Source organism: Plantactinospora sp. WMMB334 (genome assembly GCF_049179095.1).
Lineage (GTDB): Bacteria > Actinomycetota > Actinomycetes > Mycobacteriales > Micromonosporaceae > Plantactinospora.
In genome coordinates this window covers 4,298,932-4,314,323 of sequence record NZ_JBMHME010000002.1, presented here as the reverse complement: position 1 = coordinate 4,314,323, position 15,392 = coordinate 4,298,932, and the positions used below count along the sequence as shown (strand labels likewise).

10 protein-coding genes are annotated in these 15,392 nt (G+C 71.2%); 7 read left to right on the top strand and 3 right to left on the bottom strand.

All coding sequences use genetic code 11. From position 1 onward, the window contains the following. Nucleotides 1–94: 94 nt before the first annotated feature. Nucleotides 95–1,837, top strand: coding sequence for a PucR family transcriptional regulator (locus tag ACN27G_RS18465; protein ID WP_421494042.1), 1,743 nt, complete (start codon nt 95–97; stop codon nt 1,835–1,837). 42 nt (nt 1,838–1,879) lie between these two features. On the opposite strand, the gene ACN27G_RS18460 is transcribed toward ACN27G_RS18465, so the two are convergent. Continuing rightward, the gene (locus ACN27G_RS18460) at nt 1,880–3,205 is read right to left on the bottom strand and encodes a hypothetical protein (RefSeq protein ID WP_421497369.1); all 1,326 of its coding nucleotides are present in this window, start codon (nt 3,203–3,205) and stop codon (nt 1,880–1,882) included. 199 nt (nt 3,206–3,404) lie between these two features. Here ACN27G_RS18460 and ACN27G_RS18455 point away from each other — a divergent pair, with 199 nt between their 5' ends. Beyond that, nucleotides 3,405–4,691: an aspartate aminotransferase family protein gene (locus tag ACN27G_RS18455; RefSeq protein ID WP_421494041.1), complete on the top strand. Its 1,287-nt coding sequence runs from the start codon at nt 3,405–3,407 to the stop codon at nt 4,689–4,691. A gap of 46 nt (nt 4,692–4,737) precedes the next feature. On the opposite strand, the gene ACN27G_RS18450 is transcribed toward ACN27G_RS18455, so the two are convergent. Next, nucleotides 4,738–6,090, bottom strand: coding sequence for an acyltransferase family protein (locus tag ACN27G_RS18450; RefSeq protein WP_421494040.1), 1,353 nt, complete (start codon nt 6,088–6,090; stop codon nt 4,738–4,740). Between the two features lie 210 nt (nt 6,091–6,300). On the opposite strand from ACN27G_RS18450, the gene ngcE reads away from it, so the two are divergent. The 5 genes from ngcE to ACN27G_RS18425 all read left to right on the top strand — a co-directional run bounded on the left by ngcE (nt 6,301) and on the right by ACN27G_RS18425 (nt 13,317). Beyond that, the gene (ngcE, locus tag ACN27G_RS18445) at nt 6,301–7,710 is read left to right on the top strand and encodes an N-acetylglucosamine/diacetylchitobiose ABC transporter substrate-binding protein (protein ID WP_421494039.1); all 1,410 of its coding nucleotides are present in this window, start codon (nt 6,301–6,303) and stop codon (nt 7,708–7,710) included. Nucleotides 7,711–7,830: 120 nt separating this feature from the next. After that, nucleotides 7,831–8,739: a carbohydrate ABC transporter permease gene (locus ACN27G_RS18440; protein ID WP_421494038.1), complete on the top strand. Its 909-nt coding sequence runs from the start codon at nt 7,831–7,833 to the stop codon at nt 8,737–8,739. Continuing rightward, nucleotides 8,736–9,650, top strand: a complete 915-nt coding sequence (locus ACN27G_RS18435) for a carbohydrate ABC transporter permease (RefSeq protein WP_421494037.1) — start codon at nt 8,736–8,738, stop codon at nt 9,648–9,650. The genes ACN27G_RS18440 and ACN27G_RS18435 overlap by 4 nt, the downstream gene beginning before the upstream one ends. A 263-nt stretch (nt 9,651–9,913) precedes the next feature. Next, entirely contained in the window at nt 9,914–10,303 is a 390-nt protein-coding gene (locus ACN27G_RS18430) for a hypothetical protein (RefSeq protein ID WP_421494036.1), read from the top strand. Between the two features lie 287 nt (nt 10,304–10,590). Beyond that, nucleotides 10,591–13,317, top strand: a complete 2,727-nt coding sequence (locus ACN27G_RS18425; RefSeq protein ID WP_421494035.1) for a LuxR C-terminal-related transcriptional regulator — start codon at nt 10,591–10,593, stop codon at nt 13,315–13,317. Between the two features lie 118 nt (nt 13,318–13,435). Here the strand turns inward: ACN27G_RS18425 and ACN27G_RS18420 are convergent, their stop codons facing one another. Further along, nucleotides 13,436–15,313: a glycine-rich protein gene (locus ACN27G_RS18420; protein WP_421494034.1), complete on the bottom strand. Its 1,878-nt coding sequence runs from the start codon at nt 15,311–15,313 to the stop codon at nt 13,436–13,438. Between the last annotated feature and the right edge of the window lie 79 nt (nt 15,314–15,392).

The window sequence follows — 15,392 nt, the reverse complement described above, 5'->3', positions numbered from 1 at the left end:
GCGTCCGGCCGGTGGGGGCGGGCCGAACTCTCCCTGATCATCGGGCGGCCGCCGGGGGCGGGGGAGGGGCGGCACGGAGGGTAGCGTCGGGGCCGTGTTTCCCACCGTGCGTGAGGTGCTGGCTCTCGCCCCGGTCCGGCACGGCGGGCCCCGGGTGGTTGCCGGGGCGGCCGGGCTGGACCGGGCCGTACGCTGGGTGCACGCCGCCGAGGTGCCGGACATCGCGGCCCTGCTCAGCGGCGGTGAGCTGGTCCTCACCACCGGGATCGGGCTGCCGGCCGACGACGCCGGGCTGCGCGCCTTCGTCGGTGAGCTGGCCGACGTCGGGGTCTCCGGACTCGTGGTCGAGCTGGGCCGGCGCTATCCGGCGGCGGTGCCCCGGGCGATGGTCGCGGCGGCCGAGCGCCGGCAGCTTCCCCTTGTCGAACTCTGCCGGGTGACGCCCTTCGTCCGGATCACCGAGGCGGTGCACGGGCTGATCGTCGACGCCCAGCTCGCCGAGCTGCGGGCCACCGAGGAGATCCACCAGCGCTTCACCGAGCTCTCCGTCGAGGGCGCCGAGCCGGCCGAGGTGGTCCGGCAGGCCGCCGAGCTGGCCGGCTGCCCGGTGGTGCTGGAGAACCTCTCCCGGCAGGTGCTCTGCCACGACCCGGCGGGGGAGAGCGCCGAGCTGCTGCTCCGGGGCTGGGAACAGCACTCCCGGCGGATCCGCCCGACGACCGGCCGGACCGGCTACGACCCGGACGCCGGCTGGCTCTGCACCACGGTCGGCGCCCGGGGGCAGGACTGGGGGCGGTTGCTGCTGCGCTGGCCCGCCGGTGAGCTGCCGGCCGCGCCGGACGCCCCGCCGACCCGGTTGACGATCCTGATCGAGCGGGCCGCCTCCACCCTGGCGCTGGGCCGGCTGATCCGGCGCGACGCCGAGGGGCTGGAGCGGCAGATCCACCGCACCCTGCTCACCGCCCTGCTCGACCACACCCGGCCGGTCGACGAGGTGGCGCTGCGGGCCCGGGCGCTCGGCGTACCGCTGGACCGGCGGCACCTGGTCGGGGTGGTGGTGCGGTACCGCGCCGACGAGCCGGGCGGGACCGGCCCGGTGGCCGCCGGCCCGGCGAGCCAGGCCCGGCTGCGGGACCTGGCCGAGGCGGTCAGCCAGGCGCTCCGGGAGGCCGAGCTGAGCGGCCTGACCAGCACCCTGGACGACCAGGCGGTCGGGGCACTGCTGGCGCTGCGGGAGGCCGGGCAGGAGGAGCCCGCCCTGGCCGCCTTCGCGGCGGCCCTGGACCGGGTACGCCTGGACGCGGGCCCGGCAGCCACGGACCGGATACGCCCGGACGCGAGTCCACCGGTGACCGGGCCGCACGCCGCCCGGCCCTACCCCGCCCCGGGGGCGGTGATCGTGGCGGCCGGCTCGGGCGTGGCGAGCGTACGGGAGGCCCGGCGCTCGCTGATCGAGGCCCGGCAGGTCGCCGACGCCGCCCGGCGCGGTCGACGGGACCTCCCGGTGTTCCGGCTGCCGCAGGTCGGGCTGGCCGGGCTGCTGCACCTGCTCCGGGACGAACCGAGGTTGCAGACCTTCGTCGAACGGGAACTCGGACCGCTGCTGGCGCACGACGCCGAACACCCGCGCGAGCACCTGCTCGACACCCTCCGCGGCTACCTGGAGAGCGGGCGGAACAAGTCGGCGGCGGCTGCGGCGGCGCACCTGTCCCGGCCGGCCTTCTACGAGCGGCTGGCCCGGATCTCCCGGATCCTCCGGGTCGACCTGGACTCGGTCGACGACTGCCTGTCGCTGCACGTCGCCCTGCTCGCCCTGGACGCCGTCCGGGACGACTGAGCACGCCGTCGGGGCGGGCGAGCTCAGGCCGGCGGGGGCGGGTCAGGAGATCGCGGTGAGCGCCTTGGCGTAGGCCGGTGGGACGAAGTGCGGGCCGGTCGGGGTGAAGACGTCGGTGGCGTTGGCGGCCGTCCACGCCTGTTCCGGGAGCGCGTCGAGCAGGGTGCGGACCACTGCGGCGTCCCGCCAGTCCGGGTGCTCGGCGACCAGGCCGAGCGCCACCACCGACTCCTCGACCTCGCCGACGCACTCGAATGGCTTGTGCGCGTCGATGCCGAGGATCTCGAGATAGCCGGGCACCTGCGCGGGGTCGGCCAGCAGGTCGGCGCCGAAGATCCGGACCAGCCGGGCCCGGGGCATGAACGGGGCCAGGGCCAGGAAGATGAAGCGGCACTTCGGGCAGTTGCCGCACCACCGGTCGCTCGGGTCGCGGAGCTTGAAGGCGGCGTTGCAGCTCGTCACCACGTCGTCGTAGCGGGAGAACTGGGCGAAGAGCCGGGCGATGTGCAGCTCGGAGAGGGGGCGCAGCAGCGAGAAGTACGGCTCGGTCAGCCCGGCGTGCCCGGCCAGCGCCGCCCGGAGCAGCCCCTCCGCCTCCACCCCCTTGGACCACTGGTGGTTGACCGGGTGACCGTGCCAGAGCAGATTCGGGTCGGAGGCGGAGCGCTCGTTCGACATCACCACCGGGCCGAGCCCGTGCAGCACGGCGGTGGCGACCGCGACCAGCGAGTTGATCGCGGTGACCGGGATGTGCCCGTTACGCGCCCCGGCCGCGTTCAGCTCGATCAACGCCGGGTCCAGCCGGCGCCGGGCGGCCAGCGGGGTCAGCCCGGACGCCTCGTCGACGCTGACGATGATGTGGTTGGGGTTGACCGAGAAGGGCACCGGGCCGAAGCCGGCGCGGCGCAGCGCCTCCAGGCTGACGATGGAGTCCTTGCCGCCGCCGACCGTCGACAGCGGCCGGCGGTCCGAGTTGTCCAGCTCGACCGGGTCGGTGACCTCGCCGTCCGGCAGCTCGGGGACCAGACCCAGCACGTGCGGCAGGTCGTTGCGGTAGGCGTACTCGGCAAGGCCGGCGGTGTAGACGGCGGTGACCAGTGCGACGGCGGCCTCGCCCAGCGGCGCCGGCAGGACCAGCCGGGGCGGCGCGGCGGCCTTGTAGTAGCTCACCCCGGCGACCAGGTGCAGCAGCTCCAGCACCCGCTCGAAGGTGGCCAGGGTCGCGGGCGTCGGCGGGACCTCCGGCAGCGGGAAGGTGATCCGCTCGGTGAAGCGCAGCTCGCCGTCCGGGCCGGTCAGCGCGTAGCCGAGGGCGGCCTCCCCGGTGGCCGGGTCGAAGGAGCGGGCCGGAAAGGAGAAGGCGGCCATCCGCCGGAGCTGCTCTCCGGGCGCGGGCAATAGCTCGTTGGGCACACGCAATAGTAAGCAACCTCCGGAGCGGTCGGCCTCCGGTTGACGGGATGTCAACGTCCGGGCCCCGGTGCCCGACAGGGTGGCAGTTGCCCGGCGTGCCGGTGCGGTGGGAGCGTGCAGTGGTCCGCGTACCCGGGAAGGGGTGTGACCACGCATGACCACCGAGGAGCTGCTGGCGCGACACCGGGCCGTCCTGCCGTCCTGGATGCCGCTCTACTACGCCGAGCCGATCGAGATCGTCTCAGGGTCCGGGCGCCGGGTCACCGACGCGCAGGGCCGCAGCTACCTGGACTTCTTCGGCGGGGTGCTGACGAACATGCTCGGCTACGACATCGCCGAGGTGAACGAGGCGGTGCGGCGGCAGCTCGACACCGGCGTGGTGCACACCTCGACGCTCTACCTGATCCGGCAGCAGGTGGAGCTGGCCGAGAAGATCGCCGGACTCTCCGGCATCCCGGACGCCCGGGTCTTCTTCACCAACTCCGGCACCGAGGCGAACGAGGCGGCGCTGCTGGTCGCCACCAACTACCGGCGGTCGCACCAGGTGCTGGCGGTGCGGAACAGCTACCACGGCCGGTCGTACGCGGCGATGGGGATCACCGGGCACCGGAGCTGGTCGGCGAGCAGCCTCAACCCGCTCCAGGTGAGCTGGCTGCACTCCGCCGACCGGCTGCGCGGCCTGCTGGCCCGGCTGGGCCCGGACGAGTACGTCGACGCGGCCGTCGACGACCTGCGCGAGGTGCTGGCGACCCAGACCAGCGGCGACGTGGCCTGCCTGATCGCCGAGCCGATCCAGGGGGTGGGCGGCTTCGTGGCCCCGCCGGACGGGCTGCTCGGGGCGTTCAAGAAGGTGCTCGACGAGTCGGGCATCCTGCTCATCTCCGACGAGGTGCAGACCGGGTGGGGGCGGACCGGGGAGCACTTCTGGGGCTACCAGGCGCACGGGGTCACCCCGGACCTGCTGACCTTCGCCAAGGGCATCGGCAACGGCTTCGCCCTGGCCGGGGTGGTGGGCCGGGCCGAGGTGCTCGACGCGGTGCGGGCCATCTCCTTCTCCACCTTCGGCGGCAACCCGGTCTCCACGGCGGCCGGCAACGCCGTCCTCGACTACCTGCTCGACCACGACCTCCAGGCCAACGCGGCCCGGGTCGGCGGCGTACTCCTGGCCGGGCTGCGCGAGCTGGCCGACCGGCATCCGGCCATCGGCGAGGTACGCGGCAAGGGCCTGATGCTCGCCGTCGAGCTCGTCCGCCCCGGCACCACCGAACCGGACACCACCGCCACCACCCGGGTCTTCGAGGAGTGCCGGCGCGGCGGCCTGCTGGTCGGCAAGGGCGGCCTCTACGGCAACGTGCTCCGGATGGGCCCCCCACTCACCCTCACCGAGGAGGAGGCCCGGGAGGGCCTGGCCATCCTCGCCACCGCCCTCGCCGCGCTGTAAGGAAGGGCCCCCGCATATCGTTTTCTGTTGTAGAAGGGCCCCCGCCTCACACCTTCTCCAGTGGGGTGGAGCGGAGGAGGCGGAGTAGGGCGGCCCCGGCGAGGTACGCGACCAGCGCCCCGACCGGGATGCCGAGCAGGTAGCTGCCGCTCTTCGGGGCGACGTTGTTGCTGAAGAGCCCGACCACGGCGGCGGCGAAGCCGAGCACGATGAGGAGGAGCCGGGGCAGTGGGCGGGTGAGTGCGCGGCAGAGGGCGGGCGGCATCCAGCGGGGGCGGGTGCTGGGGCGGCGGGTGCCGCGCAGCTCGAAGCGGGCGAAGGCGGCGACCAGCAGCGCCAGCACCAGGGCGAGCATGAGCAGCCAGGGGATCCGCCAGAGCCACCAGGCGGCGCTGCCGACCGCCGGGGTGGGCAGCGCGCCGAGCGCGTCCAGCGCGCCGGCCAGCAGGATCACGGCGGTGAGATGCCAGAGGAAGATGGTCAGCACCACCGAGTTGACGGCGACGACCAGCATCCAGGGGCGGGTGCGGTGCAGCCACCGCTCGGCCGGGGCGCGGAGCAGCATGATCAGCCCGAGTTGCGTGGTGGCCAGGGCGAGCAGGGCCAGGCTCGGCGGCGACATGTTCTGGATCCGCTGGTCCGGCTGGTTGATCATGCTGGTCGGGTACGGGCCGACCAGGGTGAGCAGCAGCAACGCGGTCGCGCCGGCCAGCAGCAGCGGCACGCCGAGCCGGGGTCGCATCGGCAGGCTGCCGGTCCGCCAGGCGAAGCCGACCTGGTGCATGGCGAGCCAACCGAAGAGGAAGTTGCCGTATCCCCACCGGCTCTCGCCGAGCAGTCGGGCCAGGTCACCGGCGGTGACGAGGCCGAGCAGCAGCACCGGCACGGCGAGGCCGTACCGCAGGTGCAGGGCGTACGTCACCGGGGTCAGCAGCACCACGAAGAGGTAGGCGGAGAGGAACCAGAGCGGGACGGTGGCGTACCAGACGACCTCGCGGACCTGGGTCGGGCCGGCCCCGCGCAGCCGGGCGAGCAGGGCGGCGAGGGCGAGCAGCACCAGCAGCACGGTGGTCGGCCGGAGCAGCCGGCCGCTGCGGTCCCGCAGCCACTCGCCGACGTCGCCGCCCCGGCCCCGGTGGCTGCCGAGCGAGGCGGCGTTGGCGTAGCCGCCGACCAGGAAGAAGAGCGGCATGACCTGGAAGAGCCAGGTGCCGGGGCGGGCCCAGGTGATCGTCTCCAGGGCGTTGTGGCCGCGCAGCCGCCCCGCGGTGTCGTGGTCGAGCACGGCGATCAGCCAGTGCCCGAGCACCACCATGGTGATCGCCACCGCGCGGAGCAGGTCGACGTAGCGCTCCCGCTGGGCGGGCGTGCGGCCGGCGACTTCCCGCAGGCGGCGCATGTGGCCAGGCTATCGACTCCGCCGCCGGGCCGGGGCGGATTGCCGGTCCGTAACGGTTCGGCCGTGAGGGCTTGCTGCCGGCACGTCTGTCCGTAAGAATCCTTCAGTAACTTTCAGTGAACTGAAGACAAGCACCATCGAGTAGAGACCTGCGTGAAGACGAGCGCCATCGGCTGCGGCGTCCACCTGGACCGGATCCGAGGAGAAGCTATGAACAGGCGTGAGATCCTCCGTCGTACCGCGGCGGCCGGCCTGCTGGCCGCCCCCGCCACCGGGCTGCTGACCGGTTGCGCCCTCGGCGGCGACGACGACAACGGCGGCGAGGCCGTCGAGGGCACGAAGAGTGAGCAGAACCCGCTCGGCGTCAAGGAGGACGCGCCGCTCGAGGTGGTCATCTTCAATGGTGGCTTCGGGGAAGAGTATGCCAAAGCCCACGAGGCGATGTACACCGAAAAATATCCACAGGCGACGATCAAGCACTCGGCGACCCAGGAGATCAACAAGACCCTCCAGCCCCGGTTCGTCGACGGCACCCCGCCCGACGTGGTCAACAACTCCGGCGGCGGCCAGATCGACTTCAACGGACTGGTCTCGCAGGGCGCCCTGGCCGACCTCGGCGAGCTGCTGGACGCGCCGAGCCTCGACATCCCCGGCAAGAAGGTCCGGGACACCCTGCTGCCGGGCGTGGTGGACGTCGGCTCGTACGACGGCAAATTCCTGGTGCTCAGCTACGCCTACACCGCGTACGGGATCTGGTATTCCACGAAGCTCTTCGCCGACCGTGGCTGGCAGTACCCGAAGACCTGGGACGACCACATCGCGCTCTGCCGGCAGATCAAGGCCGCCGGCATCGCCCCCTGGACGTACGCCGGAAAGCACCCCCGCTACATGAGCTGGCCGGTCATCGCGACGGCGATCAAGTTCGGCGGCCCGGACGTGGCGAAGGCGATCGACAACCTGGAGCCGAACGCCTGGAAGTCCGACGGGATGAAGGCGGCGGCGGACGCCTGGTACCAGATCGTCAAGGACGGCTTCATCCTCTCCGGCAGCCCCGGCCTCGACCACGTGCAGTCGCAGACCGAGTGGTGCCGGGGCAAGGCCGCCTTCATCTCCTGCGGCTCCTGGCTGGAGAGCGAGCAGTCCAAGGTCACCCCGCCCGGCTTCAACATGTCCATCGCGCCGACGCCAAGCCTCGGACCCGGCGACAAGCTGCCGTTCGAGGCGATGCGCGGCACGGCGGGGGAGCCGTTCATCGTGCCGGCCAAGGCCAACAACCGGGCCGGCGGGCTGGAATACCTGCGCACCATGCTCTCGATGAAGGGCGCCCAGGACTTCACCCGGAAGGTCTCCAGCCTTACCGTGGTGGCCGGCTCGACCGAGGGCATCGACCTGCCGTTCGGGCTGAGTACGGTGGTCAAGGCGCTGGACGCCTCGGGCGGCAACGGCTTCAACTGGGTCTACAACAACTTCTACCGGAAGCTGGAGCGGGAGCTGGTCGACGCGGCCTGCGGCGAGTTCTTCAGCGGCCGGAGCACCCCGGCGGAGTTCCTGGACCAGTGCCAGAAGGGCGCCGACCAGATCGCCGCCGACAGCAGCATCAAGAAGTACAAGCGCGGATAGTCGGGCGCGGACAGTTCGGAGGCCGTCGCGGGGGCCGGCCGGCGCGGCCGGCCCCTTCGGCGCGATCGTCGCGGGGGGCAGGTCCTCCCGCGTGGAGTGAGTGGGCAGGATGTCGGGCTCGTGAAACATGGCAAGTATCCGCTGATCATCACCTTCCTGGTGCCGCCGCTGCTGCTGTACGGCATCTTCGTGCTCTCGCCGTACCTCCAGGCGTTCCAGATCTCCACCACCAACTGGCTGGGCTACTCGGCCACCGCCGACTACGTCGGGCTGGAGAACTTCGCCACGCTGCTGCGGGACGGCGCCCTCTGGAACGCTGTCAAGAACAACGCGATCCTGCTGGCGCTGCTGCCGGTGCTGACCATCGGGCTCGGGCTCTTCTTCGCCAGCATGCTCAACATGGGCGGCCGGCGCGGCACCGCCGGGGTGGTCGGGGTACGCGGCACGGCGGCGTACCGGCTCGTCTACTTCTTCCCCCAGGTGTTGTCGGTGGTGATCATCGCGCTGCTCTGGAAGGAGGTCTACCACCCCAACAGCGGGCTGCTGAACGCGTCGCTGCGCGCGGTCGGGCTGCCCGCCCCGACCTGGCTCGGCGATCCGCGCATCGCGTTCTGGGCGGTGCTGGCGGTGATGGTCTGGGCAAACGTCGGCTTCTACGTGGTGCTCTTCGGTGCGGCGATGCAGGCGATCCCGAAGGACATCTACGAGGCGGTGATGCTCGACGGCGCCTCCCGGTTCACCACGCTGCGCCGGATCACCATCCCGCTGCTCTGGGACACCGTGCAGGTCGCCTGGATCTACCTGGCCATCGCCGCGCTGGACGGCTTCATCCTGATCCAGCAGATGACCGACGGCGGGCCCAACCACTCCTCCGACGTGATCGGCCTGCGGATGTACAACACGGCGTTCGGCAGCGAGACCAAGTTCGGGTACGCCTCGGCGATCGGCGTGGTGATGTTCTTCCTGACCCTGTCGGTGGCGGTGCTGGCGCTGCGCGTCACCCGCCGGGAGCGGATCGAGTACTCATGACCACCGTCGACACCTCCGCGCCGGCCCCGCCCGCCGCCGGCACCGACGGCCCGTCCCGCGGCGGCGACCGGGCGCCCCGCCGCGAGTGGGGCGTGGTCAACGTCTTCTCGCACGGTTTCCTGCTGCTCTGGGCGCTGCTGACCACCCTGCCGCTGCTCTGGGTCGTGATCAGCTCGTTCAAGAGCGACGGCGAGATCCTCAGCGAGCCGTGGGGGCTGCCCGGCGCGCTGCGCTTCGAGAACTGGGCGCGGGCCTGGACCGAGGCCCGGATCGGGCAGTACTTCCTCAACAGCGCCGTGGTGGTGGCCGGCTCGCTGACCCTGACGATGCTCTTCGGCGCCGCCGCCGCGTACGTCTTCGCCCGCTACGAGTTCCGGTTCCGGCAGGTCTTCTACTATCTTTTCGTGGGCGGGATGATGTTTCCGGTCTTCCTCGCCCTGGTGCCGCTCTTCTTCGTGGTCCGCAACGCCGGGCTCTTCAACAGTTGGGCCGGGTTGATCCTGGTCTATGCGGCCTACTCGCTGCCGTTCACGGTCTTCTTTCTCTCCGCCTTCTTCCGGACACTGCCGACCTCGATCGCGGAGGCGGCGCTGATCGACGGCTGTGGCCACTTCCGGCTCTTCTTCCGGGTGATGCTGCCGATGGCCCGGCCGGGCCTGATCAGCGTGGCCATCTTCAACTTCCTCAGCCAGTGGAACCAGTTCATCCTGCCCCAGGTGCTGATGCAGGGGGACGAGTCGAAATGGGTACTCGCGCAGGGGCTCGCGGCGCTGGCGGTCAGCCAGGGCTACCAGGGCGACTTCAGCGGGCTCTTCGCCGGGCTCACCCTCGGGATGCTGCCGGTGCTGGTGGTCTACGTGCTCTTCCAGCGCCAGATCCAGTCCGGGCTGACCGCCGGACAGCTCAAGTAGTCGAGGGGTCGTACCCGGGTCACTTCCGACGGCCCGGCTTCCCCGTGCCCGTCCGGTCCGGCCGTCCGCACCACCACCGGGGCTCGTCGCGGCTGTCGCGTCATCAAGACCTCGCCAGCCTCAGCCCTGATCGGCACGTGAAGCTGATCTGAAGCTTCCGTGAAGCTTCTGGCCGCTTCAATGGGCGCAACCGAAAGGCAGCGACGAACGCCGTGCTTGGCGGCGGTCGTCGCATGTCGTGAGCCCAACGAGGGAGTAACGCAATGCCGAAACGGGTAACGGTCACACTGGCCATGGTGGCGGCGCTCGTTGCCGCAATCGCATTCAGTCCCCCTGCGCAGGCTTCTCCTGCCCCTGCGACGGTCGCCTCTGCGCAGACCGTCGAACCGCTCATCGATGAGCGGAGGTGTAATGCCAATCAGTTGCCGCGCCAGATCTGGCTGACCTACGCATCACGTCCGACACGGTGCTTTGGCGGCACCGTCGGTAGCTTCAACCTGGGCAACAATCCCGCGACGCCCGTCCAGTGGCTCTCATCAGGGGACTACCACGGTACGATTTACTGCGTTGGCCTGACCCTGCCGTTCGGCCCAGCGACTGATGCGCTGTTGAACAGGACGTGCACTCGCCTCGATATCCGTCCGGCGAGCTGATGCAGCCGTAACACCCACGGTTGGTGGTGGCGCGGGGCGCGTCACTGGCTATCCACTCCGCCCACCACCCCCATGGCCCGATCGCGGATCACCCCGTGGACACCACCGGTTCCTTCAACTCTTTGTCCGCGGCTGGCGGTGTGCGGGTGTTGACGCCTGACCGACGGTGATCGGCTCGCGGGGATGGAACGTGGCTCTGGGCCGGTGCCTCGGTCGGCGTTGGGGTGACGTCTTGAGGGTTGCCGACCAGGTGGCGACGGGCGGTCAGGTCCGCGCAGAATGCTGCCATGCCCGGTGATGTGGTGACCGCTAGCGAGCGTTTGTGGCGCCCGGATTGGCTTGACCTGCTTGAGGAGGGGCTGCGGCGGGCGCGGGCCGGCACGCCGACCGTGGTGTGTGTGAGCGGCACGGCGGGGGTCGGCAAGACCTCGTTGCTGGACGAGTTGGTGGGCCGGGCGGGCGATTTCATCGTGCTGACCGCTGAAGGTCTCGAGGATTTCCAGTTGCCGTTCGGTGTGCTGTCGCAATGGACGGCGGCGCCTCCTGGTGAGTACGAGGATGACGCGGATCCGTTTGCCGCGGCACAGGTGTTGCGGAAGGTGCTCGACCAAGCCGGGCGTAGGCCGGTGCTGCTTCGACTGGACGATCTGCACTGGGCGGACGCGGAGTCGGTCGCCTCGCTACTGTGGCTGCTGCGTCGGTCGGTGGGGGATCGGTTGCTTGTCGGGGTCGGGACCAGGCCGCTCTCCGGCGATCAGCATCCGGCTTGGCAACGGTGGTTGGGTGGCCGGCAGCAGGAGATTCGGATCGAGTTGACCGGGCTCACCCAGGAACAGGTCGCGGTGCTGGTGAACGCTCGTGACCCGGCGGTCGCCACTGGCCTGGCGACGTTGTTGTGGGAGCATACGTCCGGTAACCCGCTCTTTGTGCTGGCTCTGCTCGCGGAGTACGAACCTGCCGAGTTGGCGACGAGAATGGTCCTGCCCGCTCCGGCGGAGTTCGCCCGTACTGTCGCGGTCCGGGTGGCTCGTCTCGAACCGGCCGCGGCGGCCCTGTTGGGCGCGGTTGTGGTGCTCGGCGGTGCGTGGCACCCGTTGGTCGACGCCGCCGCCGTGGCAGAGCTCGCGGAGCCGGTCGGAGCCGCGCAGCAGCTGTCAGACGCGGGGCTGGTGCAACTCCGGGTGGAGCAGACCGGCGACTCGCTGCGGCCCGCGCATTCGCTCATACGCTCCGCCGTCTACCAGCAGCTGTCCCTCGTCGAACGCAAGCGGCTGCATGGCCGGGCCGGTTCGGTGTTGCTTGACGAGAGCCAGGTGCTCGACCACCGGCTTGCGGCTGTGACCGGCCATGACGACAACCTCGCGGCGGCGTTGGACACCTATGCGCAACAGCTGCGGGCGCGGCGTTCCTGGCGGGCGTCGGCCCGGTACCTCCGCGCTGCGGCGACCGTGACCGCCACGCCCGACCTGCGACGGCGACGATGGTTGGAGTCCCTGTTCGACACTGCCACGGTCTCCGACCTGTCGGCCGTACGCGCGGAGTTGTCCGCGCGGCCGGCCTCGGACGAGCCGGCCGAGACGGTGCTGCGAGGGCTGCTCGACCTCGGCGACGGCAGGTTTGGCGACGCGATCGACCGGTTCGGCGCGGTGCTGGCATTGCCGGCAGGTACCGTCGATGCGATCATCGCATACCGCGCCGGGGTGCTGCTGGCCGCCGCGATGTATCAGCGAGGCGACCCTCCGCGTGAGGTCGACGAGGTGCTGCGGGCCGCCGAGCGCCATCAGGTGGTCGACCCGTGCGTCGTGTTCCACGCGCGACACATACGGACGTTCACCGACCGGGAACTGCTGACCTGCGGCGAGCAGTGGGCAACGATCGATCCGGCACTCGGTGCTGCCCGGTCGGTACCGGTCGACGCCACCCTGGAGCTCCTGCCCCGGGCGATCCTCGCCGTCGCGGTCGGGTTCTACGACGTCGCGCGTGATGATCTGGCCGAGGTGATGCGCAGGTCGCGGGAGGGCATCGTCTCGCTTCCGGACGCGCGGATACCCGACGGCCTCGGGTATGTCCAATGGCTGCTCGGCGACTGGACCGCGGCGCGGATCTGTCTGCATCTCGCCCACGAGATGCGCGGGATGAGCCTCTATCTGCCCTACCTGCTCGTCAGCGAAGGCAGGTTCGCCGAGGCCGACTCAATCATCGACAAGCTGCTGCCGGCCATGGAAGCGCGTGACCGCTGGACGGGGTGGGACAACTCCCTGCACCTGTGGGTGACCAGGGCGCACGCGGCCGGTGATCAGGCCATGATGCGCGATATCGGCCAGCGTCTGCTGCACCGGGTGCAGGCGCGGCTCGGCCTCACACCGTCACCCGTCTCGGTACGCCTGCGGGTCAGCGCCGGTCTCGCCACGCTCTGGGCGGATCGCCCCGACCTGACCCTCGCCTACGCCGACCAGGTGGCTCACGCTCGTCCCACACCCCCGTGGGCGGCCAGTTGCGCCGCGTGGCTGCGCGGTCTGGCCGCTGAGGCCAACGGCGACCACCCCGCCGCGCTGGCGTTGCTCGGCGCGGCGATCGCGGACCGGGCGGCCAACCTGCCCCTCTACCGTGCCCACATGTTCGCCGACCATGCCCGGCTGGCCCTGGCGGTCGGCGACGGGACGCTGTCCCGCCGCTCGGCTCAGGACGCCCGCACGGCCTACGAACGGCTCGGCGCGACCGCCTATCTCGACCGGATTCCGACGGCCACGGACGGCTCACCAGGTATGCGGCGCGGCGGGGAGCCGGCAGGGCCCGCGCCGCGGCGAATCGGGCTGACCGACCGGGAGCGTGATGTGCTCGCCCTGGTGAGCAACGGGATGAGCTACGCCCAGATCGCCGCGGAGCTGTTCATCACCAGCAAGACGGTCGGCTATCACCTGTCGAACCTCTACGCCAAGGCCGGTGTCGCCAACCGACATCAGCTCGCCGAACTCGCCCGCCGGGCACCCGCGGCCTTCGACGTGGTCAACTGACCGGTACGAGGGCCGGGTACGGGCGAGCGACCAGTGCCGTCCACCGAGGAGTCTGCCGGTCTTGCCACGCGGAAGTGCCCCGGCCACCTGGGGGTGTCCGGGGCACCTGCGTGTGGGCTCAGGCGTCGAAGTCGAGTACCAGTTGGTCGACGGTGAACCACTTGTCCTGCGAGAGGTTCACCACCTTGAACAGCTTGGGGACGGCCGACCCGGTCGAGGGCAGCACGCCGCTCCAGATGAGCTGCCGGGGGAGGTTCGAGACCGGGCCGCTGGTGTCCACGGTGGCCAGCAACTGTCCGCCCCAGTAGATCCCGATCATGCCCTGGTACGGGTCCCGCTCGCCGTAGAGGCTGACCCGGTGGCCGCCCCTCGAGCTGTGGGTGACGTAGTCGCCTGCCTGGGTGGTGGCATGGACGTCGTCGCCGTAGTCCCCGTAGGGACGGTCGGGCCAGTAGGCCCAGCCGCTTCCGACATACGTGAGCGACGCGGCGCACCCGTAGGGGATGCAGTCACGATTGTTCTCGTTGTCACCGAGGATGACCGCCGCGCCGATCACGCGATGGCTCAGTGTCGCGCTCACGGGCGCCGTCGTCGTGGTGCCCTCGTACTCGGCCCGAAGCTGGGCGAGCCCGTCGTTCGGGACCGGCACGTCGCTGAAGTTGAACCGGTAGGCCGCCCGAGACTCCCCGTCACCCGTCGACGCCGGCAGGACGGATGCCAGCTTCGTCGTGCCGGCGTAGAACGTGACCCTACCGAGCGGCTGCTGGATCGGCGCGCCCATCGTGCGGGCCCTGGCCACCAGGGTGATGTCCTGGGCCCTCGCGGTGGGCACGTCGTCGGTCCGGTTGCCCAACTCGGCGATCTTCAGGTCGAGCCCGGTCTGCGCCCGCACGACCTGGCTCAGCACGGCCGGAGCGGTCGGAGCGTTGCTGCCGGTGTGGGTCACCCGGACCTCGTGCGCACCTATGGTCCAGTGGGTGTTCGCCGGAGCGCTGCAGGTCGCGGCACCATTGACCAGGCCGAGGTTCGTGCAGATCGGGTAACCGTCCATGGTGAACGACACGCCACCAGCGGCAGGTGTCTGCACCACCCGGGCAGTGAACGACGCCGTCTGCTGGTAGACGCTCGGGTTCGCCGACGAGCTCAGGGTCAGGTCGCTGAAGTAGGAGATCCGGACCCGGCCGTTGCCCGAGTTGACCCCGCGCCGGTAGACGGCCGTCGCCGAGCCGTAGCTGCTACCACCGCCACCACCACCGCCGTCCTCGACTCCCCACCAACTGCCACCGGCCCAGCCGCCCCCGCCCCCGTACCAGCCCCCGCCACCGCCGCCACCGCCGCCACCGGTGACAAAGGTCGCGTCCTCGAAGGCGCAGACCATGGCCAGGATGCACTCGCCGTCGTTGCCCTGTCCGGGTCCTGCGGGCAGGGGCCGGCCACCGCCGATCCCGCCGCTGTCGGGGCCGCCACCGGTTCCGCCTTTGATACCCTTCTCACCGCTACCGCCAGCGACGTTGTCGCCGCCACCACCGCCGTGGTTGGTGCCCGGCCCCGATGTCGCGGCGCCGCCCCAGCCGCCGCCGCCACCGCCGCCGCCAGCCACGATGATCTTGTTGCCGTCGGCGGAACGGATGTCGGACGCGCCGCCACCGCCACCACCGCTGGCGGGAGTGGTGCCGTTGCTGCCACCGCCCCGGCCACCGCCGTTGAACCCGCCGTCGGCCCAGTGGCTGCCGCCACCCTCCGCGTCCGCACCGGTCGCGCCGAAGCCGCCGACGGTGATCGTGAATGTCTGCCCAGGCGTCACCGCGACCTCGTCGATGACCTGCCCACCGAGCCCTCCAGGCGCGCCCTTCGTGCCACCCCGGCCGCCCTGCGCGCCGGAGACGTCGAACCGCACCCGCTGTACACCGGCCGGCACCCGGAAGCAGAACTCGCCCGCGGTGGTGAAGTCGGTGGCCGTGGTGCACCCGTCCGCCGAAGCGGGAGCGGCGACCACTGCCAGCACCGTAGCGCCGAGAACGATCCCGAGCCCGGTGGCTGCCATCCGTCGTGGGGCCGCCCAACCACGCCCGGTC